The organism is Bacillus sp. J14TS2 (assembly GCF_018333015.1).
Taxonomy (GTDB): Bacteria; Bacillota; Bacilli; order Bacillales; family Bacillaceae_C; genus Lederbergia.
In genome coordinates this window covers 183,898-202,213 of sequence record NZ_BORE01000010.1, presented here as the reverse complement: position 1 = coordinate 202,213, position 18,316 = coordinate 183,898, and the positions used below count along the sequence as shown (strand labels likewise).

The 18,316-nt window shown below is 36.6% G+C and carries 21 protein-coding genes and 1 riboswitch; of the genes, 16 read left to right on the top strand and 5 right to left on the bottom strand.

The genetic code is table 11. The features are described 5' to 3' along the window. The first annotated feature begins 84 nt into the window (after positions 1 to 84). The 6 genes from KI375_RS16695 (at position 85) to KI375_RS16670 (ending at position 4,596) form a co-directional block, all read left to right on the top strand. Positions 85 to 249, top strand: a complete 165-nt coding sequence (locus KI375_RS16695) for a helix-turn-helix domain-containing protein (protein WP_212974593.1) — start codon at positions 85 to 87, stop codon at positions 247 to 249. A gap of 249 nt (positions 250 to 498) precedes the next feature. Beyond that, on the top strand, positions 499 to 1,368 hold the full coding sequence (locus KI375_RS16690; RefSeq protein WP_212974592.1) for an arginase family protein: 870 nt from the start codon (positions 499 to 501) through the stop codon (positions 1,366 to 1,368). 142 nt (positions 1,369 to 1,510) lie between these two features. Continuing rightward, the gene (locus KI375_RS16685) at positions 1,511 to 1,849 is read left to right on the top strand and encodes a hypothetical protein (RefSeq protein WP_212974591.1); all 339 of its coding nucleotides are present in this window, start codon (positions 1,511 to 1,513) and stop codon (positions 1,847 to 1,849) included. Positions 1,850 to 2,472: 623 nt separating this feature from the next. Further along, positions 2,473 to 3,300 (top strand): dihydrodipicolinate synthase family protein, encoded by an 828-nt coding sequence (locus KI375_RS16680; RefSeq protein ID WP_212974590.1) that lies wholly within the window; start codon positions 2,473 to 2,475, stop codon positions 3,298 to 3,300. A gap of 247 nt (positions 3,301 to 3,547) precedes the next feature. Continuing rightward, a complete protein-coding gene (locus KI375_RS16675; RefSeq protein ID WP_212974589.1) occupies positions 3,548 to 4,273 on the top strand; it encodes an AzlC family ABC transporter permease in 726 nt (241 codons plus the stop codon). Then, complete coding sequence (locus KI375_RS16670; RefSeq protein WP_212974588.1) at positions 4,270 to 4,596, top strand: AzlD domain-containing protein; 327 nt, start codon at positions 4,270 to 4,272, stop codon at positions 4,594 to 4,596. Before KI375_RS16675 ends, KI375_RS16670 begins: the two co-directional genes overlap by 4 nt. A 162-nt stretch (positions 4,597 to 4,758) precedes the next feature. On the opposite strand, the gene KI375_RS16665 is transcribed toward KI375_RS16670, so the two are convergent. From KI375_RS16665 to KI375_RS16655, 3 genes are all read right to left on the bottom strand, one after another. Continuing rightward, positions 4,759 to 5,751 carry an arsenic resistance protein gene (locus tag KI375_RS16665; protein WP_212974587.1) on the bottom strand — a complete coding sequence of 331 codons (993 nt, stop codon included), beginning with the start codon at positions 5,749 to 5,751 and terminating at the stop codon, positions 4,759 to 4,761. A gap of 137 nt (positions 5,752 to 5,888) precedes the next feature. Next, a complete protein-coding gene (locus tag KI375_RS16660) occupies positions 5,889 to 6,203 on the bottom strand; it encodes a DMT family transporter (RefSeq protein ID WP_212974586.1) in 315 nt (104 codons plus the stop codon). After that, positions 6,203 to 6,544, bottom strand: a complete 342-nt coding sequence (locus KI375_RS16655; RefSeq protein WP_212974585.1) for a DMT family transporter — start codon at positions 6,542 to 6,544, stop codon at positions 6,203 to 6,205. Before KI375_RS16655 ends, KI375_RS16660 begins: the two co-directional genes overlap by 1 nt. A gap of 62 nt (positions 6,545 to 6,606) precedes the next feature. Next, positions 6,607 to 6,703, bottom strand: a riboswitch (guanidine-I (ykkC/yxkD leader). A gap of 207 nt (positions 6,704 to 6,910) precedes the next feature. Here KI375_RS16655 and KI375_RS16650 point away from each other — a divergent pair. The 4 genes from KI375_RS16650 (at position 6,911) to abc-f (ending at position 10,481) form a co-directional block, all read left to right on the top strand. Then, positions 6,911 to 7,210 (top strand): hypothetical protein, encoded by a 300-nt coding sequence (locus tag KI375_RS16650; RefSeq protein WP_212974584.1) that lies wholly within the window; start codon positions 6,911 to 6,913, stop codon positions 7,208 to 7,210. Between the two features lie 175 nt (positions 7,211 to 7,385). Then, complete coding sequence (locus KI375_RS16645) at positions 7,386 to 8,027, top strand: GNAT family N-acetyltransferase (protein WP_212974583.1); 642 nt, start codon at positions 7,386 to 7,388, stop codon at positions 8,025 to 8,027. Positions 8,028 to 8,212: 185 nt separating this feature from the next. Continuing rightward, entirely contained in the window at positions 8,213 to 8,566 is a 354-nt protein-coding gene (locus tag KI375_RS16640) for a VOC family protein (RefSeq protein ID WP_212974582.1), read from the top strand. A gap of 274 nt (positions 8,567 to 8,840) precedes the next feature. Beyond that, positions 8,841 to 10,481 (top strand): ribosomal protection-like ABC-F family protein, encoded by a 1,641-nt coding sequence (abc-f, locus tag KI375_RS16635; RefSeq protein ID WP_212974647.1) that lies wholly within the window; start codon positions 8,841 to 8,843, stop codon positions 10,479 to 10,481. A 448-nt stretch (positions 10,482 to 10,929) separates the two neighbouring features. Here the strand turns inward: abc-f and KI375_RS16630 are convergent, their stop codons facing one another. Beyond that, positions 10,930 to 12,090 carry a DUF418 domain-containing protein gene (locus KI375_RS16630; RefSeq protein ID WP_212974581.1) on the bottom strand — a complete coding sequence of 387 codons (1,161 nt, stop codon included), beginning with the start codon at positions 12,088 to 12,090 and terminating at the stop codon, positions 10,930 to 10,932. Positions 12,091 to 12,325: 235 nt separating this feature from the next. Here KI375_RS16630 and KI375_RS16625 point away from each other — a divergent pair, with 235 nt between their 5' ends. The 6 genes from KI375_RS16625 to KI375_RS16600 all read left to right on the top strand — a co-directional run bounded on the left by KI375_RS16625 (position 12,326) and on the right by KI375_RS16600 (position 16,817). Then, the gene (locus tag KI375_RS16625; RefSeq protein WP_212974580.1) at positions 12,326 to 12,790 is read left to right on the top strand and encodes a hypothetical protein; all 465 of its coding nucleotides are present in this window, start codon (positions 12,326 to 12,328) and stop codon (positions 12,788 to 12,790) included. 21 nt (positions 12,791 to 12,811) lie between these two features. Next, on the top strand, positions 12,812 to 13,408 hold the full coding sequence (locus KI375_RS16620) for a TetR/AcrR family transcriptional regulator (protein ID WP_212974579.1): 597 nt from the start codon (positions 12,812 to 12,814) through the stop codon (positions 13,406 to 13,408). Positions 13,409 to 13,544: 136 nt separating this feature from the next. Next, a complete protein-coding gene (locus KI375_RS16615; protein ID WP_212974578.1) occupies positions 13,545 to 13,985 on the top strand; it encodes a helix-turn-helix transcriptional regulator in 441 nt (146 codons plus the stop codon). Further along, entirely contained in the window at positions 13,982 to 15,163 is a 1,182-nt protein-coding gene (locus KI375_RS16610) for a macrolide family glycosyltransferase (protein WP_212974577.1), read from the top strand. Before KI375_RS16615 ends, KI375_RS16610 begins: the two co-directional genes overlap by 4 nt. Before the next feature lie 414 nt (positions 15,164 to 15,577). Beyond that, on the top strand, positions 15,578 to 15,841 hold the full coding sequence (locus KI375_RS16605) for a CD3324 family protein (RefSeq protein ID WP_212974576.1): 264 nt from the start codon (positions 15,578 to 15,580) through the stop codon (positions 15,839 to 15,841). 142 nt (positions 15,842 to 15,983) lie between these two features. Then, the gene (locus tag KI375_RS16600; RefSeq protein ID WP_374706859.1) at positions 15,984 to 16,817 is read left to right on the top strand and encodes an alpha/beta fold hydrolase; all 834 of its coding nucleotides are present in this window, start codon (positions 15,984 to 15,986) and stop codon (positions 16,815 to 16,817) included. Between the two features lie 205 nt (positions 16,818 to 17,022). On the opposite strand, the gene KI375_RS16595 is transcribed toward KI375_RS16600, so the two are convergent. Further along, positions 17,023 to 18,015 carry an NAD-dependent epimerase/dehydratase family protein gene (locus KI375_RS16595; RefSeq protein ID WP_212974575.1) on the bottom strand — a complete coding sequence of 331 codons (993 nt, stop codon included), beginning with the start codon at positions 18,013 to 18,015 and terminating at the stop codon, positions 17,023 to 17,025. Positions 18,016 to 18,316: the final 301 nt, after the last annotated feature.

The window sequence follows — 18,316 nt, the reverse complement described above, 5'->3', positions numbered from 1 at the left end:
AGTTTATTTAAAAATGACAATAGGGCATTATTGCCTTCTGTCATTTTTAAATAAACTATTTTACGGTCCTAGTCAGGTGTATCATTGGTTGAACGCCAAACAGATACAAAAGATAAACGATCTGTGGGTATCTTTCTTCTAAAAGAAGGAGAACAACTTATTCAAGAAATGCGCATGCTGATTAATAATAGCATACAGTCTCGGATGAGCGAAAAGGATATACAAAATATTAAAAGACTTGTGGAATAAGGGAGTTGCTTAAAGAATCTTATAGAATTATATAACATTTTAGAATCGAAGTTTCCTGATACACAAATCAGTAGACTATCGATTTTTTATGTTTGATTCATTTAATGTTGACAGATACATTGATAACATGAGTCAACTTAATGATTGCAGGAGTATGCTTGACTAGAAGGAATGAGCATTAATTGTTATCATGAAATCAAATGCTCAATCACTATATGATATAGGAAAGCAACGAAAGGAAGGATAGAAATGAGACAAAATAAGAAGACATTAAGGCTTTTGTTGCCACAATGGCAAGGTGGAAATAATCCAAACTATGCTTTTGGAGCTGAATTATTAGCTCATATTGCCCCTAGTCATCATACAAGTGAGACAATTGAAGTATCAGTAGATAAAGACTTTGAAAAGAAATTAGAAGTTGAAAATGGCATTGTTGCTGAGCAAGCTTTATGCAAACAAATGGAAGAAACAGAGAAAATTTTGGAAGAACAGCAACCTGATAAAGTCATTATTTTTGGTGGAGATTGTTCGATGGATCAAGTTCCATTTGATTATTTAAATGGGAAATATGCTGGGAAACTCGGAGTTTTATGGTTGGATGCGCATCCCGATATTGCCTCATCAAATGATTCGTCACATGATCACGAGATGGTGGCAGGGAATTTGCTTGGACATGGTGCTCCGCAATTTGCCGCTAAAGTAAAAAATCCCGTTTCTTTGAGCCATATGATGTATGCGGGATTAATAGAGAAGGATTTGCGTGATAAGGACCAATCAGTAAAAGAATTAAATATTCGTTTTGCTGGCCCAGATGAATTAAAAGAAAATAGTCAACCTATTATGGATTGGATTGAAGAAAACCAAATCGAATATTTAGCTGTGCACTTTGACCTAGATGTCTTAACGCCGAAAAATTTCCGTTCCATTTTACCAGCGGAACCATACTTGGAAGATTTTCCTGCTGCAATCGGAGAAATGACCCTTCCCCAAATTGTTCGTGTGTTGAATGATGTCTCTACAAAAGCTGAAATTGTTGGGCTTGGGATCGCAGAACATATTCCTTGGGATGCGATTAATCTTCGAAAAGCGCTTTCTGAAATATCCATTTTTAATGATTGAACAAAATGAAAACAACTGGTGTATGTAGTTATCTTTTCATCTTGGGGCTATTTATATATTTTTCCTATTAATTTATGAAGTGGTTAGTATAGTCAACTTAGCTTGAAGTAATAAAATAGTGGAAATGTAAGGGGGATTAAAAATGAAGCCAGAGGATTCAGATAATTGTTTTGTCGTGAATAGCACAGAAGAATTGCTGTCTGCATTAGAGAAAAAGGCACCATTAATCTTAATTACCAAATTCTACAAAAAGGAATTTTTAGAGCATGCTGAATTACCATTAACGGAATTAGAGCAAATGGGACTTGAATTGGGTTTTCATGGTGGTGCAGAGCTTACTAGTGGCCCACTCTTTCAATTAATAAACTTTCTCAGCAAAGATAGTAAGCAACAAAAGAAGATAGCGAGTAAACTCAGAAAATATACGCTTAAACAGAAAGATGATGATCTCCTTTTATATTTGCGGCAGTTAGACTACTAAAGAGGGAAAATCTGTGGCTTCAAGCTAAAAGAAGGAAAAATATAAAAGTAGGTACAAACCGACCTTGATATAGAAAGCAGAGATAGAAAAAAATCAAACTAAAAACTCCATATAAAATGCTTCACATAGAAGAATCCGTTTGGAACAAATCTTTTATCAAAACGGATTCTTTTAATTTAACGCAAAATGTGAAGATAGACGACACATTTCTGAACAATCTTTAATCTAAACTACAGATGTCATGCAAAAAAGAGAAGCCTATCAGCAGAGAAGGGGCATTTAACATTTAAAAAGGCGGTTAGATTACAATAAATTTATTCTGTATTAACGGGCAGTAATCCCCCCCACCTCAAGACTCATAGGTGGGGGATACACTGCCCGTAAAAGCCCGATTGGTTCAGCCTAACAAAAAGGCGCAGCGACGTATAGGATGTACTAGTGCAGACGAAGCAACAGGGCATCGCGATTTCAATCAGTGGGGATGAAAGAAACCCCCCACTGATTGAAAGTTCACTTTAGCAAAAAAGTTATATTTTCAACGAAAATAGATAGTAATATTTATACAAGATGGTTATTCAATATAGTGAAGTAGATTGGTATAAGCTGAATAAGGGGATGATAAGATGCTAACAGAAAATGTTCATATTTCTGTACCGACAGCTTTTTTTGAAGATGAATCCTTAAATGTTGAAGGGACAATAAGACATATAAGCAACCTGTATAAACAAGGAGTAAAATCTGTTCTTGTTTCTGGAACTACTGGAGAACAGCATAGTTTAACCTTACAAGAGAAAATTCAGCTAATAAACAGATTAGAGCAGGAAGAAGAACTTATTTGTAATATGGAAATTATTTTTGGAGTAGCTTCTATTAGACAGAAAGAGGCAGAAGCGTTAGCTGAAAAAATTCGTCAATCAAAAATATCAGGTATCATGCTTGGATATCCGCCGTATATTATACCGTCACAAGAAGAAGCGGTTGTTTATACAAAAAGGATAATACAGCTTAGTAATAAACCTGCAATTTTATATAACAACCCAAGGAGAACTGGATTTGATTTATCAGATAAAAGTATTATTCAATTAAGTAAGATAGACTTAATAGTTGGAATAAAAGATGCCGGCGATAAAGAAAAAATTGAACGAATAAAAAGAGATTTACATAGAACTGGCTTCTATTTTTATGCTGGTGGAGAAGTGGGGTTAACAGAAAAAGTATCATATGGATATGATCGACTATCTTCCATTGCTGGAAATATCTCACCAATAGAAATTAGTCAGTGGTTTGAAAGAATGCTTAAGAAACAAAAAATAAGTAAGCAAAAAAGCGAAACAATCGAAAATATTCTAGAACAAGTTTATCAAGGAAATGCTATTGTGAATTTGAAAAAAATCATAAATGATAAGGGAGTTCCATTGGGGATTTGCAGAAGCCCAATAGGAAATAATTAAATAGCTAGTACATTTTTTAGACAGATGATTAAGCAATCTATAGCAACTAGTAAAATGTAGGGGAGTTAAATAAAAACTGCTTATCAGACTAACTACAGTTAGTTGGATAAAAATTGCAGTTAGTCATAACAAATAGACATAAATATTAATTTGAATAAAAATAAGGATGTAGATTCTAGCCAAATATATATATATCGAGTTTCTGCATTAAATATAAATGATGTAACGGAACAATAGAGGTGCAGCTATGAATGAACTAGATAAAGAAATCAATAGAACAGAAAATCTCTCGACATTTTATCAGGGAGTAAAAGATTGTGTCCCAACTTTAATTGGTTACATCAGTATCGGAATTGCGATGGGGATAGTGGGAGCTTCATCCAATCTTAGTATATTAGAAGTTGCCCTTTTGTCGGCAATTGTATACGCAGGTGCAGCTCAATTTATAATTTGTGCCTTGTTAGTAGCAGGGAGTCCGATTTCAGTTATAGTATTTACAACTTTTATTGTAAATTTACGGCACTTCTTATTAAGCATGACATTGGCTCCCTATTTTACAAAGTATTCCTTGATGAAAAATATTGCGATAGGGACCCTTTTAACAGATGAATCATTTGGTGTGGCGATTAATAAAATTGTAAAAAAAGCAGCTTTTAATGACAAATGGATGAATGGGTTAAATGTCACTGCATATATATTTTGGATTTTATCCTGTGTGCTTGGAGCAATCTTTGGTAAATGGATTTCAAATCCAGAAATATTAGGATTAGATTTTTCTTTAACAGCAATGTTCTTGGCGTTGCTTGTGTTGCAATTACAAAACATGAAGCGTGGTAAATTGAAGCTTTATCTATCTTTAATTGTGTATGTAATTTTATTGATGCTCATTCTTTGTATGTTCGTTCCCTCTTATCTAGCCATTCTCTTATCAACTATAATTGTGGCAACGATTGGAGTGGTAAAAGACAAATGAGTATACAATTATCGATATTATTAATCATAATAGGCTGTGCAATTGTAACTTTTATACCAAGAATTATTCCCTTTATTGTTATAAGGAATATTCAGCTTCCAGGAATAGTAATCAAATGGTTATCCTATATTCCTATTTGTATTTTTACTGCGCTTATCGTGGATAGTTTTATCATCCAAGACAATGAGCCTATGCTAGCCATTGATTGGAGGGTACTTGCGGCTATTATACCAACACTGATGATAGCTTTATGGACAAAGAGCATGTCCGTTACAGTTATAGTAGGAATAGTATGTATGGCTATTATAAGGTTTTTATTCTAAAAAAACGTAGGGAGGCTGGAACGAAGCTGTTTTCACCAAAGAGAAAAAACTATTAGCGGGTATAAAAATTGTCCAGGAAATATACTCCGCTAAGGTAATATGTTGTTCGTCTTTGAAGCAGTCTCGTCATAATAAGCCAAAGAGATAATCATTTTTCTAAGATCACATAAATCTCTTCATGGAATCAGTAGGATCTTTTAATAGCCATTTAGGGATAACCTTGATATAAAATAATTCACCAATCAACTCGACAATTGTCTGTGTCACAATCACTGCTGCAGCTAGTGTTGCCCAGGAATTGGGTAATGCTAATGCTAGAGGAAGAACAACAAGGGAGTTTCTAGTTCCAGTACTAAAGATTAATGCTCTACCTGCACCTGAGTCTAATTTGAACACATAGGCGATAACCTTTGAGACAAGTGGTGTAATGATTAAAAACAAAATATAGATTGGAATCACACGTACAATTATTCCGAAATCACTATATACTTTACCAATTTGAGATGCAACTACGACAATTAATACTAAAGCCATAAATGGAACAGGGAACCATGTTGTCATATCTAAGAGCTTCTTACCCAAAGCTTTCTTTTTTGCCCATAATTGAGTAAGGAGTGCTAAGATCAGAGGCACAACGATAAGGAATAGAAAGGCTTCTAAAAATGGCTCCATATGAACAACTTCTGCCATTTCCTCCCCGATGATTAGCCATAGATACAATGGGAGTAAGATCATTTGTACGACAAACAAAATAGGCGTGGCAGCTAGCATTAATTTTTCATTACCTTTTCCAAGTTGAGTAAAGACGATGACGTAGTCAATGCATGGCGTTAATAAAACCAAACAAACCCCTAATAGAATTGGTGGAGATTGTGGGAATATCATTATTAATATCCATACAAGGATTGGAACAGCTATAAAATTCCCAATTAGTAATGCCGCCATAAATCTGAGGTTGGAAAGAGCCGCACGTAATTTTAAGAATGGGATTTGAGCAAACATAGCATATAAGAGAAGGGCTATGAGTGGCGAAATCGCCCAATCTAAGCTTTTTCCTAAATCCTCGTTTCCGATACCTAGGATGCCTCCAAAGAGAAGAGAGATACCATATATCCAAATTTGTTGATTTTCTAATTTTTCTCTCGCGATATTCATGTCTAAAACAATTCCTCTTTCATGATAATTTGCCCTTTAAGTAAATGATTTTGTATAGATTAGTATAAAACAAAGTCGTTTAATGGGGCAATGAGGTGTTAAAGACATCAACTTGCAATCGAAAGAGTGGAAGAGGCTCAAGAGACCAGTTTGAGCCCGACTGCCGCCCCCAATACCATTCCTATAAAAATAAGCCTTCTCCAGTCTTTAGATTCTCCATATAAAATCATGCCTAAAATAGCTCCACCAGAAGCGCCAATTCCAGTCCAAATGGCATAAGCTGTACCCATAGGAAGTGTTTCCATTGAATAAGCAAGAAATATAAAACTTGCTCCAAATCCAAGGATTAAAAGCACCAATGATTGCCAATTACGGTCTTGGTGCAATTTATTAATCATAGTAACCCCGAACATTTCACACAGACCTGCTAAGACTAAAGAAATCCAAGCCATTAAACTTCCTCTCCTTCCTGCACCTTGTCCTTCGTAACTAATTTCAAACCAATGACTCCCGCTAATAAAGCTAAAATTAGCAGTACTTTCTCAAGCTTAAAGGGTTCACCAAAGAAGAGAATCTCAGAAAAGACAGTTCCAGCTGTTCCTAATCCAACGAAAACTGCATATACGGTACCGACAGGAAGTTTTCTCCCAGCCATGATCATCACATAAAAGCTAATGATAATCGCAATAATTGTTCCAGTCCAAGTCCAAAAGTCATTAGCATGTTTTAACCCAATAACCCACATAACTTCAAAAAAAGCAGCAATCAATACTTTCATCCAATCTTTATTCATCTAACAACACCTCCGCTTTTGTTCCTAAAAATAAAAAAGCCCGAGAGAAAACTGTAAACAGTTTCTCCCAGGCTTTTATCCTTCCGTGACACGCCGAGCGTGAGTTTTCTCTCGGACCAGACCAATAATAAATATTGCGGAACCCTAGAAAACATTTTACTTATGCAATTACCTTGTATTATACACAATTTTATATGCAAATCAAGGTGAGTGTATCATCCTTTAGGGTGATGTGAAGTATCTAATACAAAACAAAAGCTGGACGTGTTGAGAAGCCGAATTACGTTTGCTATAATTACCTTACTAGGAAAAATTATACAGATAATTTTAGAAAAAGTGGGTTGAAAATTAAAGGAGTGATATTACATGAAAACGATAATTCTAGGAATTTTAGTTATCGGAATTAATCTGTTTGCAATTGTTCCTCTTATACCCAGAGTCAATGAAGAAGACATCGGAGAAAATATCAAACATTTAAAAAAGCATCAATGGTTTCAAGACTTGCTCAGGAATGGAATGTACAGAGAATTAATCATTCATGATCAACAGGTAAGAAAAACGATCGGAAAATTCAATAGTAACAAACTTGAGAAAAAGTCTTTTACCAATAGATATGAGAAAAAACTACAAAGCATTTTACATCAGAAAACGGGTCAATTGACTTAAATAAACGAGCATGATTGTTTTCAGATGAACAATGGTAGATTTAACAATCTTGTATATACTTTCACAAAGAAAAGGTCCATCTAAAAAATGGATCTTTTCTAGTTAAGATATAAGGCAGTTTCTTTATTGATAATTATAATTTTTTTATGTGTAAGTAAGAAGGGAGAACAATAGTATGGCGGAGGAGATACCAGATAAAAACCTATTTATGATGTGTTACGCATTGAATACACAGGCTATCAAAAAACTTTCTAAAGAATTTCATGTACGCCATTGCCAAAAAAACGAGTTAGATCAATGGAAAGCCATGCACTTTGATACCCCTGAACTGGCAAAGAAATATCATGATTTTATGACGGATTATGTCAATAAGGTCTATTTACCGAAGGGGGATTTGTTCTTTGAAAAATGCCTGTTTATATGTAATGCTGAAGATCAGCCTGTAGGGACGTGCTTTGCATGGAAATCTTATCAAACAATTAGTACGTTACACTGGTTTAAAGTTTTGAAAGAATATGAGGGCATGGGATTAGGAAGGGCACTTCTTTCTATTGTAATGGAATCCTTGTCGGAAGAAGATTATCCATTATTTCTTCATACCCAACCATCTAGTTACCGAGCAATTAAACTGTATTCCGATTTCGGCTTTAGTTTGTTGTCAGACCCGATTATAGGTAAGAGACATAATGATTTAGAGGAATGTTTGCCTATATTGGCACACTACATGCCGAAGTCAGATTTCGAAAACCTTCGGATTGCTCAGGCCCCACAGTTTTTTCTTGACGCTGTAGATAGTACAGATATAAACGAATTTTAACTGGTATCAGGAGAGATTAATCTGTTATGGGAGATTATCTGAAAAGATCTTAATGTTAAATAAAGTGGGAGCTCATCCACCAAATTAGAAGCTGTTAAGTGGGTGATAGGTAAAGAATAAATTGTTATGGAACTAGCATTCCAGAGTATGGAATAAAAATATTGCTGATTCTAGGAGGTTAAGAAATGAAGGTTAGACGAATTGTTGCTAATATTGAGACACGGGACGTTGAGAAAGCATCATATTTTTATGGAGAAGTACTTGGGCTGGAACAATTGATGGATATGGGGTTTATTACCACTTATGGCTCGCATGAGAAAATGGATACTCAAATTAGTTTTCTTTCAGAGGGGGGTTCTGGCACACCTGTGCCTGATTTGTCTATTGAAGTGGATGATCTTGATGAGGTATTAATGCGCGTAAAAGAAGCGAAGATTCCAATGGAGTATGGACCAACTGAGGAGCCATGGGGAGTTCGGCGATTTTTTGTAAGAGATCCATTCGGGAAGCTTATCAATATCCTTACCCATCTAGAATAATCTTGCATACTTTATTTTGAAATGTTAAAATTTTAATTATATTAACCGAAAGGAATGATGGGTGGACAATGAGTAACTAACCTAATGTTTACATTTGAAATTTAATATTTCAGATAATAAAAACTTAGGATTAGTCTGTCCATTTTTCTATATACTAAATAGCTATATAATGGTGAATAGCTTATTTAACTGTGTAAAAATGTTATGTGACTAATCCTTCCAAATTTATTTGGGAGGATTTTTTATTCTCCCTGAAAAGAAGGGATGATTCATTATATTAGAATTACTGCAATTAGAAAATATAAAAGTTGAAATTCAGGATCAGCTTATTTTTGAAAATATAAATACGAACGTACAGCAAGGGGACAGAATCGGCCTCATTGGTAAAAACGGTGCTGGTAAATCAACTTTATTGCAACTATTGAATGGGGGCTTTCCTTTAACAGAAGGCCATGTTAAACATATCCAGTATGACCTCGTTATTACGATGCTTGAACAAGAAACGGAATCTTATTCTTTTGGTGAGGTTACATCTGAAGAGGAAGCGTTATTAAATAAGTGGGATGTGCCAATTCGTAACTTTTTGAGCTTAAGTGGTGGAGAAAAATTAAAAGCGCGCCTAGCAAAGGTTCTAGCTAAAGATGCTGACATTTTATTATTGGATGAGCCAACAAACCATTTGGATGAACAGAGCTTGAACTTCCTAATAAGTCAGCTTAAACGCTATAAAGGTACGATTATCCTTGTATCACATGACCGTTATTTCTTAGACAAGGTTGTCACAAAAATATGGGCAATTGAAAACCGAACGCTGATTAGTCATAGCGGTGATTACACGAGTTATATGAAATTTCGTGAAAGAGAAAGACTGGCACAGCAACATGAATATGAGAAACAGCAACAGATGATAGAACGTATTGAAGGGCAGATGAATCAACTTACATCATGGTCAAAATCAGCCCATGCACAATCGACAAAACAGGGAGGATTTAAAGAATATTATCGTGCAAAAGCGAAACGGATGGACTCGCAAGTAAAATCAAAACGAAAACGTCTTGAAAAGGAACTTGAGAAAATAAAAGTTGAGGCGCCCAAGCCGGAATACCAAGTGGATTTTTCATTAAAAGCAAACGATAAAGTTGGAAAGCGATTTTTAGAAGTGAAAAATCTAGCAAAGTCTTTTGAGAAACAAACACTTTTTAAAAATACTCATTTTACTATCCAGCATGGTGAAAAGGTTTCTGTTACAGGTCCAAATGGTTGCGGCAAAACGACTTTTTTGAATATGCTAGCTGGAAAAGAAGCCATTACTCAAGGGGAGATATGGATTTCGCCATCAGCAAATATTGGCTATTTAACTCAGCAGGTATTTGACTTGCCGCTTGATCAAACACCCCAGCAATTATTCGATAAAGAGTCATTTGCAGAGAGAGGGCATGTACGCAATCTAATGAAACATTTAGGATTTCATAAGTTTCAGTGGACGGAACCTATTGAGAATATGAGCATGGGTGAACGTGTGAAATGTAAGTTAATGAAATACATTTTAGAAGAAAAAGATGTGCTTATTCTAGATGAACCGACAAACCATCTAGACCTGCCTTCCCGTGAACAACTTGAGGTAACATTAGAGCAATATAATGGCACTCTATTGGTCGTGTCACATGATCGTTATTTTCTTGAAAGGATTACAAACACTAAGCTGGTCTTTGCAAACAATACGATCTTTAAGCAATTTAATGAAAAAGAAGTGCCAGTAAAAAGAGATAATCATGATGAACTGCGTTTAACACTTGAAACAGAACGACAAGAGGTTTTAGGAAAGCTTAGTTTTATTTCGCCAACTCATAAAGAATATGAGGAGCTTGATCTTAGATTTAGGGAGCTCACACAATTAATAAAGGAGCTACAATGATTGGTGTGAAATGTTGAGATTTACAATTTATAAGTGGGTCAATTTCATAATTATGGATCAAAAGATAAAACACGAACGTTATGGTGATTCAAATATTTATTGTAACCTCACACTAGTTGATTGGAGCGGAAGGCGGCGACTCCTGGGGGATAAGCGTGGGAGGTGAGATCCCACAGGGCATTAATGTACAAAGACTAAATACGCGCCGTCCTGGCGCAACGTCTTCGTGATCAACTTCCTGTTGACCTGAGGAAGCTCACCGCACGCCCCCGGAAAGCGTCCGCCTAGAGCGGAAATCAACTTTGTTCGGATTTTAATACTGAATTTTCTATTATGAAATTGATTCAAGTAAGAAACTTAAAAATGAAACTTCATTCGTCCCGCTGAATGAAGTTTCACTTTATGTTATAGTCATACAATCCGATGCTGGACATAAGTAGAAATCGGGTTATTTTTTATAAACGGCATGACGCATTAATGATTCGAGTGGTCCATTTATCTTGAACTTTTCCAGCATATACGCAATGAACACACCCAAACACCATATAAAAATAGCGATAAATGTAGCTTCAGTGTTAGTGAGTTTTCCTCCTAGACCGAATGCAACAGGGGAAAAAAGGATAACTAACAAGGTTTCATTTAGGACAAAAAAAGTGAGTGAACGTTTTCCTAATGCTGTTAATGCGTTCGTCAACCAACCAGGACTTTTAATCAGATTACCAAGAATCCCAAACAACGCTGCATACCCGATCCCACCGGCAGTTCCTGTTATGATTTGAATTCCGTTTAAAACCCCAGTTGAAAATAAACTTGGCATCCACGTTTCACCAATCAACGCTAATGGTAACGCTCCTAGCAGGGAGATTGTAATACAAATGATAGCAATCATTTTTAATCTGCTATTTTGCTGCGGAGCTGTTAACAGTTTTTTTCGTCCCAACCACATCCCTACAAGTACAGATGGAAGGATTGGAAAAAGAAAATGGATAAAGAGTGGGATGATCGGAAAGTAGAGTAGTGCTTCCACTAGCGATTGTATATAATGATAATCTGCAGAAAACTCTGTACCAAATCCATAACTGCCATTTTCATATAAAATGAAACCCCATAGAATGGGAATATAGGAGATGAAGATGGAAGTGATAATAATTGTTACTGTTATTAGGACCTTATTCGAGCGTAATAACAACCAACCTACTAAGAGTCCGATAGTACCATAGGCCATTAATATATCTTGGCCGCCAATCAATACTGCTAATATAACCCCAAACAAGATTAGATATAGGGAGCGCCGTCTGACAGTTTTCCTTGCTTCTTTTTGCGAATAGCCCTTTGAAAGCTGGCTTTCGAAGATCATAACTAATCCGTAACCAAATAAAACGGCAAATAAAGGGCGCGCACGATTATCGATAAAAAGTTCACCAAACACATTAAAAAGCCGATCTAGTGAAGTGACACTCGCTGTTCGACTCATCAACCCGGGTTCAGATCCGTATAATAACAATGGCACATGTGCGAGAATGATTAGTAAAAGCATAAATCCTCTTGCAAGATCAAGTGAAATAGCTCTTTTTTTAGAAGAATGCTTGTTTTGTTGTTGTTTATACATGCGATCATCACCTCCTGACTGATTATACAATATAAAAATTGGTCGCACAACCAAAAAACATGTATACAAAAAATTAAGGTGTTTCCTAATAAGCAAAAAGCATTATCTTCAGTGACTGTGTTAGGGAAGGAGTAGAAATTTCCTTCTATTTTATTTTGACAAGAGAGATGCTCAATGATAAAATTTGATTGATCAATCAAATTAAAAAATGTCCAATCAGAAAGGTGTTGCTTCTATGAGTGATAAAATAGATGAATTTACAGAATTTCCTCGTTGGCTTCAACGCATTCTCCCATTAATAAGTCTGATTCTAGCCATACTTGCATTTTCATATAGTATGTATCTATACAACCAAGAATCATTGGTGTTTGTTCAATGGATTCGTTTGATCATCTTTGCCATTATGGGACTAGTGTTACTGTTCTCGACCATTTTTTATTTTTTTAACGATGAATTAGCTTGGAAATGGCTGGTTGGTGGGTTAACATTATTACCAATACTGCTGTTGTTGCAACTTATCTTATTTCTTATTCATATCATAAAAACTGGGATCAGCTCCGTCTTTGCAGGAAGTCTTCCTGAGCCAATTCGAATATTTCTGGAAAACTATCCGAGCAAATTTGATATCGTGATATTGTCAGTGCTATTTATAGTAGGTGTTTTGTGGATAGTTGATAAGCTGAAAAAAAGCAAAAAGTAATCGGATAATGGAGGAATTGTCATGGGGGAAAAAATATCTTTTATAGCAGAAGCAAGGAAAGAACAAATTATCAAAGCTACCATTGATGTATTAGATGAGATTGGGTATGTCAATGTCAGTCTTGCAAAAATAGCGAAAAAGGCTAAGGTTAGTACGGGCTTAGTCTCTTATCATTTTGAACATAAGGAAGACGTGTTGAACCAAACATTGCTCTATTTAATTGAAAAGCAATTTGAATACATTAAAGAAAGAGCTGAAAAAAAGGAATCTGCATATGATCAACTGATTTCTTTTATTGATGCATCTTTAGCTTATCAAGGCACACATAGTGTCAATAATATCGCATTAATTGAGATCGTTTTTAATGCACGTACGCCTGAAAATGTTCCTTACTATAAGGTATCCAATGATGATGAAGATCCATTGTATACACAATTAGAAGAGATTTTATCTTATGGGCAAAAGACCAAAGAGTTTTCAGATACATTCGATCCGAGATTTGTTTCCATTATGATACAAGGGGCTATTGCTGAAAGTATTCTCATGAACGGAGAAGAATTTGATCTTGAAGGCTACAAAAATGAATTGATAAACACGGTAACGAAAATGGTGAAATAAAAAATGCCTATTTGAGTTAAAAGGACGGATACTCTCCATGAAGGATTGCCACAATTTTTAACAAAAGGTGGTAAGTGTTGTTGGTAGAATTACCTTATGTCTCCTGTATACTTAACTATATAAGGAGATGAAAAACATGATTGGTATGAATATTCGTGTTTTACGTAAAAAGACCAAACTTAGCCAGGAACAATTGGCTGAGAAGGTAAATGTATCACGACAGACCGTAGCAAAGTGGGAAAATGGGGAGGCTTTGCCTGATATCCATAAATGCAAGATCCTTAGTGATATTTTCCAAGTCACCTTGGACCAATTATCACAGAATATGAGTGAAGAAGAGACAAACCAACTGGCTCCTAAGGGAAAGCATTTTTTTGGTGTTGTAAAGGTAGGAGAACGGGGCCAGATTGTGATTCCCAAGCAAGCACGGGATATGTATCAGATTCATGCTGGTGATAAGCTAGTGGTGTTGGGGGAAGATGCAACCAAGGGGATAGCCGTTTTAAAAAGTGAGGGGTTCTTAGAATTTGCAGAGTTAATCCAAAAATCCAAACCGACGGAAGCTGATTCAGAATGAAGAAAATCGTATTTTTTTCGATCCCAGCACACGGTCATACCAATCCCACGCTTCCAGTCGTTACCGAATTAGTAAATAAGGGCCATCAAGTTTGGTATTATTCTTTTCTAGAATTTCAAGAAAGAATAGAATCCGCTGGTGCGACATTTATTGCTTGTGATGAATTTCTACCTAAAGTTTCACAAGCGGAATTGGATCGCAAGGCTGGCAAAGACTTCGCCGCATTGATTGAAATGGTTGTCGATACGACGATTGCTTTGGATGAAAAGGTATGTAAGGAATTAAGCGTAATCCAGCCGGATTGTATTGTATCAGATTCGATCTGCTTTTGGGGGAAATTAATTGCCAAGAAATTGAGAATTCCCTATATATGTTCAACTACTACCTTTGCTATAAATCAGTACACAGCAAAACGAATGAAGCAAAGTCTGTTGGAAGTTTGCAAGATGATTGTAGGGATGCCACGAATTAATAGAAAGATTCGCTTACTCAGGGAACATGGTTACGAAGTAAAGAATTTTGTATCACTTGTTCAAAATGATAATGAAACAGACACCATTGTTTACACGTCAAAGGAATTCCAGCCGCTAGCGGATACCTTTTCTGAGCGCTATGCATTTGTGGGGCCATCCATCAATCAACCAACGCTGCAACAGAAGGATAAAAAAGAAAGAAAGATAGTTTATATTTCCCTTGGAACCATCCTTAATAAAAATGCTGATTTTTACCAAAACTGTATCAAAGCTTTTGCAAAACAAGACTTTGATGTTGTGATGTCGGTTGGTGAAAAAACGAAGATTTCGTCTCTTGGTAACATTCCAGAGAATTTCACCGTGAAACACTCCGTAGATCAAATATCGGTATTACAGTCAGCAGAGGTATTTATTACTCATAGCGGCATGAATAGTGTCAGTGAAAGCTTGTATTTTGGGGTGCCGATGGTTTTATTTCCACAACATAGTGAACAAAGAATGGTTACTGACCGGGTTGTTGAATTGAATGCAGGGATAAAACTCAAAGGGAAGCAGTCAAAGTATTTGCTGGCTGCGGTAGCGGAGATACTCTCGAAGCAGACCTACAAGCAGGGGGCGCAAAAGCTGTCAAAAACCCTTCGAGAAGCTGGCGGTGCGGGAGAAGCAGCTAATGCGATTTTGGCGAGAATTTCTGATAAATCTTAATGGTTCTTTTTGAAAATAAATTTTCCAATATAGGTTGAATATGATCAAACTTTGCTTTAAAGAGCTGGAGACTTCCTAATGTTGGGTGTAGTGTCCTCCAACATTAGGGGTTTACAGTTAACCGAGAAGAAATACTTAATGTTCATATGTGATATACTTAAAAAATTAATAGAACATAGATATAAAGCAAGGGATTAATTGCGAGTAAATCAGCTGCTATACCTAAAATTATTGGGAGGTGTTGAAATTGACAGGTAAAATAAGAATGTCAGTTTCCCGTAGTACCCCATGCAGAGCCGATTACTAGGAGGGCGATATTTGTATGGGGTGATTTGGAAAAATCGCCTGAGTAAGCTTTTCTAATACATTGGCTTTGCACCTTATTTTGTTATTAAAGAATAAGGAGCTGACAAAATGTCATATGTAAAAGCAACTACAATTCTACCTGAAAAGCTGATATCAGAAATCCAAAGGTATGTTCAAGGTGAAACAATATATATTCCTAAACCTGAAACCTCTCATCAAAAATGGGGAACATGTTCTGGGACAAGAAAAAGGATCGATGATAGAAATGCTGTTATGAAGAGGGAATATAAAAACGGCAGGACTATTGATCAATTAGTTGATCAATATCATCTCTCAGTGGAAACGATTAAAAAAATTATTTATTCAAAATAAAGAGCAGTGGAGCACTGATCATGATGTTGATCAGTGCTTTTACATATGGCGAGTTTGTTTTAGAGTTAATTCCGACATTTTATATCATCTGTAAATCGTATAAAGTTTAAAGAAAGATGATAGAAGAAAGGAAGGAATGACAATGACAATAACAATAATAAAAAAGGAAACATTACAAGTAGCCGGAGCAAACATCTACTATGAGATGCATGGTTCAGGGCCAATCCTCCTTTTGATCCACGGTGGAGGAGGTGATGCTGACAAATTTCATCATGTCGTCGCCGATCTTGCTGACCGCTATACGGTTGTTACCTATGATCGGCGTGGCCATTCGCGCAGCAGTTTTACTAATGGAACGGAGGATTACAATGTAGAGACACACAGTGATGACGCTCATCTTCTGCTAGCCAAACTGACCGATGAACCGGCATACGTATTCGGAAGCAGTTCTGGTGCCGTTATTGGTCTTGATCTGTGCATACGGCATCCGGAGCAGATACAAGTTCTGGTTCCACATGAACCGATCCTATTACAGCTTTTAGATGGAAATGAGCTAAAACAGGCAGAGCTATTCATGGAGGAGCTTAAAAAGAATCATCGAAGTCAGGTCATAAAGCTATTATCAAATTTACAAACCGATGATCTCAAACCCGGACAATCTATGGATATGTTAACAGAGCTGCTTCTCAGTAATTCAACGTACTTTACTGAACATGAAATCCCGGGGATCCTTAACTATACGTTAAACATTAATAGGATAAAGACAGTGTTAGCATCTGCATCGATACAGATGGTCCCGGCAGGTGGCACTGCTTCACGGGAGTTTTTTCCATACCGTTGCGCAGTCGCTTTAGCGGAGCAACTGGGAATAGAAATCGTAGAATTTCCTGGAGATCATGGGGGATACAACTCAACGACACATAAAGAGTTTGCTAACCAGCTGCACAACGTTTTGGTGAATGGGATCCCACATTAACGGGCATTAATACCCTCACTGGAAGCAGTTTTGCTCGGAGCCAATGTTCCGTTTAAAAACCTTGAACTAATGAAGAGAAAGGACACCTTTCATTGGTTCAAGAGCATTTGCTTGTCGGAGGGCAACAGGATGTTGATCAGAAAGGCGTTGCGCCGTACAGGATGTATTAGTGCAGACGATGCTTGACGTTGCGAACCTTCCTATATCATGGTGCTTGCACTTTTGTCCCATCCTCGATACACCGTTCAATCGTCTCAACAATTGCTTTACGGATGTCTGCTTCTTTGTATTTTAAGAGAGGCATTGTATCGTTTGAATCGATGTACGCATCTCGATTTTGAATCTCTGCAGCAACGGCTTGATGGATGCCATGTTCTTTGCCCTCAGCTGCTGTTTTTTCATCGTACTGTGCCATAGCAGGTTTCATTTGTTCGAGTGGAACCACTTGGACTACGGTATCTTTTTGTCCAAGCACATTAGCAATCATTTGGAAAAAATCTTTGTGTTTCATGTTTGTATCTGAGATCGCATAGGTTTCTCCATGCTTTCCGTATTCCAATGCTCCGATTGTCGCTTCAGCCACTTGCTGAACAGTAACCATAGCTGTTCCTCCACCAAGTACCGGAACGACTTCTTTTCCTTGGATTTGAGGAAGAAACATGGCCCACAATGGCGTACGTCCAGGCATTGTACCGAAAATATATGGAAGACGAAGAGACATGACATCCATTTGACCTTCCCCTTCCATGAAGGCTACTTCTTCTTGTAATAATCTTGTTCGTGGATAGGCTTGCTTTTTTAAGTTAAGTTCTGGCCACTTTTCAGCAAAATGTGCAAAGTAAGAACCGTAAATAACGAATTTTTTTACCCCTGCCATTCTTGCGAGTCGAGTTAATCGCTGTGTTGGAATGACATTTGCTTCATAGAAAAAACGAGTCGCTGGTATTTCTGGAACCATTCGTTCATCCGCACCAGCAGCATAGATAAACATATCTTTACCAGCTAACATGTCTAAGATTTGTTTATCATTCATTTCATTGATATCTCCAAGATGACACTCTACCTCTGGTGGCAATAGTTCTGGTGTAGGCATAGGTGGTAATGCAACTGTAGATACAGCGTATTCTCGTTTCAACAATTCTCGAACTGTATGATAACCGAGCAACCCTGTTCCTCCTAAAATAAAAACATGTTTCATCTGGATCGTCTCCTTGTTTGTGAATAGTTGATCAATGTTTCTATCTTTAGTATAACAGGCAAAACTGGGTGGGTACGTATAGAGTGTGGCAATAATGTGAAATGTTTCACAAGTGATGTTTGAGTTATGTTTTTTCCTCTGCAGAAGTGAGGGGAAGTTATAATCATCCAACAGCATTATTAAAAGGTGAGTTGAAGATTATGAGATTCATTGTTATATTAAAAAACGAACGAATCTTCCTAGTTGATACTGAGTTTTATGAGATTAACAAATAGGCCTCATCTTGACAGTAGTTAAGAAC

What these genes read in the sequence shown, in the direction of transcription:
- KI375_RS16690 (WP_212974592.1), top strand. Translation starts at nt 499, where the DNA reads ATGAGACAAAATAAGAAGACATTAAGGCTTTTGTTGCCACAATGGCAA.
- KI375_RS16685 (WP_212974591.1), top strand. Translation starts at nt 1,511, where the DNA reads ATGAAGCCAGAGGATTCAGATAATTGTTTTGTCGTGAATAGCACAGAA.
- KI375_RS16680 (WP_212974590.1), top strand. Translation starts at nt 2,473, where the DNA reads ATGCTAACAGAAAATGTTCATATTTCTGTACCGACAGCTTTTTTTGAA.
- KI375_RS16675 (WP_212974589.1), top strand. Translation starts at nt 3,548, where the DNA reads ATGAATGAACTAGATAAAGAAATCAATAGAACAGAAAATCTCTCGACA.
- KI375_RS16670 (WP_212974588.1), top strand. Translation starts at nt 4,270, where the DNA reads ATGAGTATACAATTATCGATATTATTAATCATAATAGGCTGTGCAATT.
- KI375_RS16665 (WP_212974587.1), bottom strand. Translation starts at nt 5,751, where the DNA reads ATGAATATCGCGAGAGAAAAATTAGAAAATCAACAAATTTGGATATAT.
- KI375_RS16660 (WP_212974586.1), bottom strand. Translation starts at nt 6,203, where the DNA reads ATGGCTTGGATTTCTTTAGTCTTAGCAGGTCTGTGTGAAATGTTCGGG.
- KI375_RS16655 (WP_212974585.1), bottom strand. Translation starts at nt 6,544, where the DNA reads ATGAATAAAGATTGGATGAAAGTATTGATTGCTGCTTTTTTTGAAGTT.
- KI375_RS16650 (WP_212974584.1), top strand. Translation starts at nt 6,911, where the DNA reads ATGAAAACGATAATTCTAGGAATTTTAGTTATCGGAATTAATCTGTTT.
- KI375_RS16645 (WP_212974583.1), top strand. Translation starts at nt 7,386, where the DNA reads ATGGCGGAGGAGATACCAGATAAAAACCTATTTATGATGTGTTACGCA.
- KI375_RS16640 (WP_212974582.1), top strand. Translation starts at nt 8,213, where the DNA reads ATGAAGGTTAGACGAATTGTTGCTAATATTGAGACACGGGACGTTGAG.
- KI375_RS16630 (WP_212974581.1), bottom strand. Translation starts at nt 12,090, where the DNA reads ATGTATAAACAACAACAAAACAAGCATTCTTCTAAAAAAAGAGCTATT.
- KI375_RS16625 (WP_212974580.1), top strand. Translation starts at nt 12,326, where the DNA reads ATGAGTGATAAAATAGATGAATTTACAGAATTTCCTCGTTGGCTTCAA.
- KI375_RS16620 (WP_212974579.1), top strand. Translation starts at nt 12,812, where the DNA reads ATGGGGGAAAAAATATCTTTTATAGCAGAAGCAAGGAAAGAACAAATT.
- KI375_RS16615 (WP_212974578.1), top strand. Translation starts at nt 13,545, where the DNA reads ATGATTGGTATGAATATTCGTGTTTTACGTAAAAAGACCAAACTTAGC.
- KI375_RS16610 (WP_212974577.1), top strand. Translation starts at nt 13,982, where the DNA reads ATGAAGAAAATCGTATTTTTTTCGATCCCAGCACACGGTCATACCAAT.
- KI375_RS16605 (WP_212974576.1), top strand. Translation starts at nt 15,578, where the DNA reads ATGTCATATGTAAAAGCAACTACAATTCTACCTGAAAAGCTGATATCA.
- KI375_RS16600 (WP_374706859.1), top strand. Translation starts at nt 15,984, where the DNA reads ATGACAATAACAATAATAAAAAAGGAAACATTACAAGTAGCCGGAGCA.
- KI375_RS16595 (WP_212974575.1), bottom strand. Translation starts at nt 18,015, where the DNA reads ATGAAACATGTTTTTATTTTAGGAGGAACAGGGTTGCTCGGTTATCAT.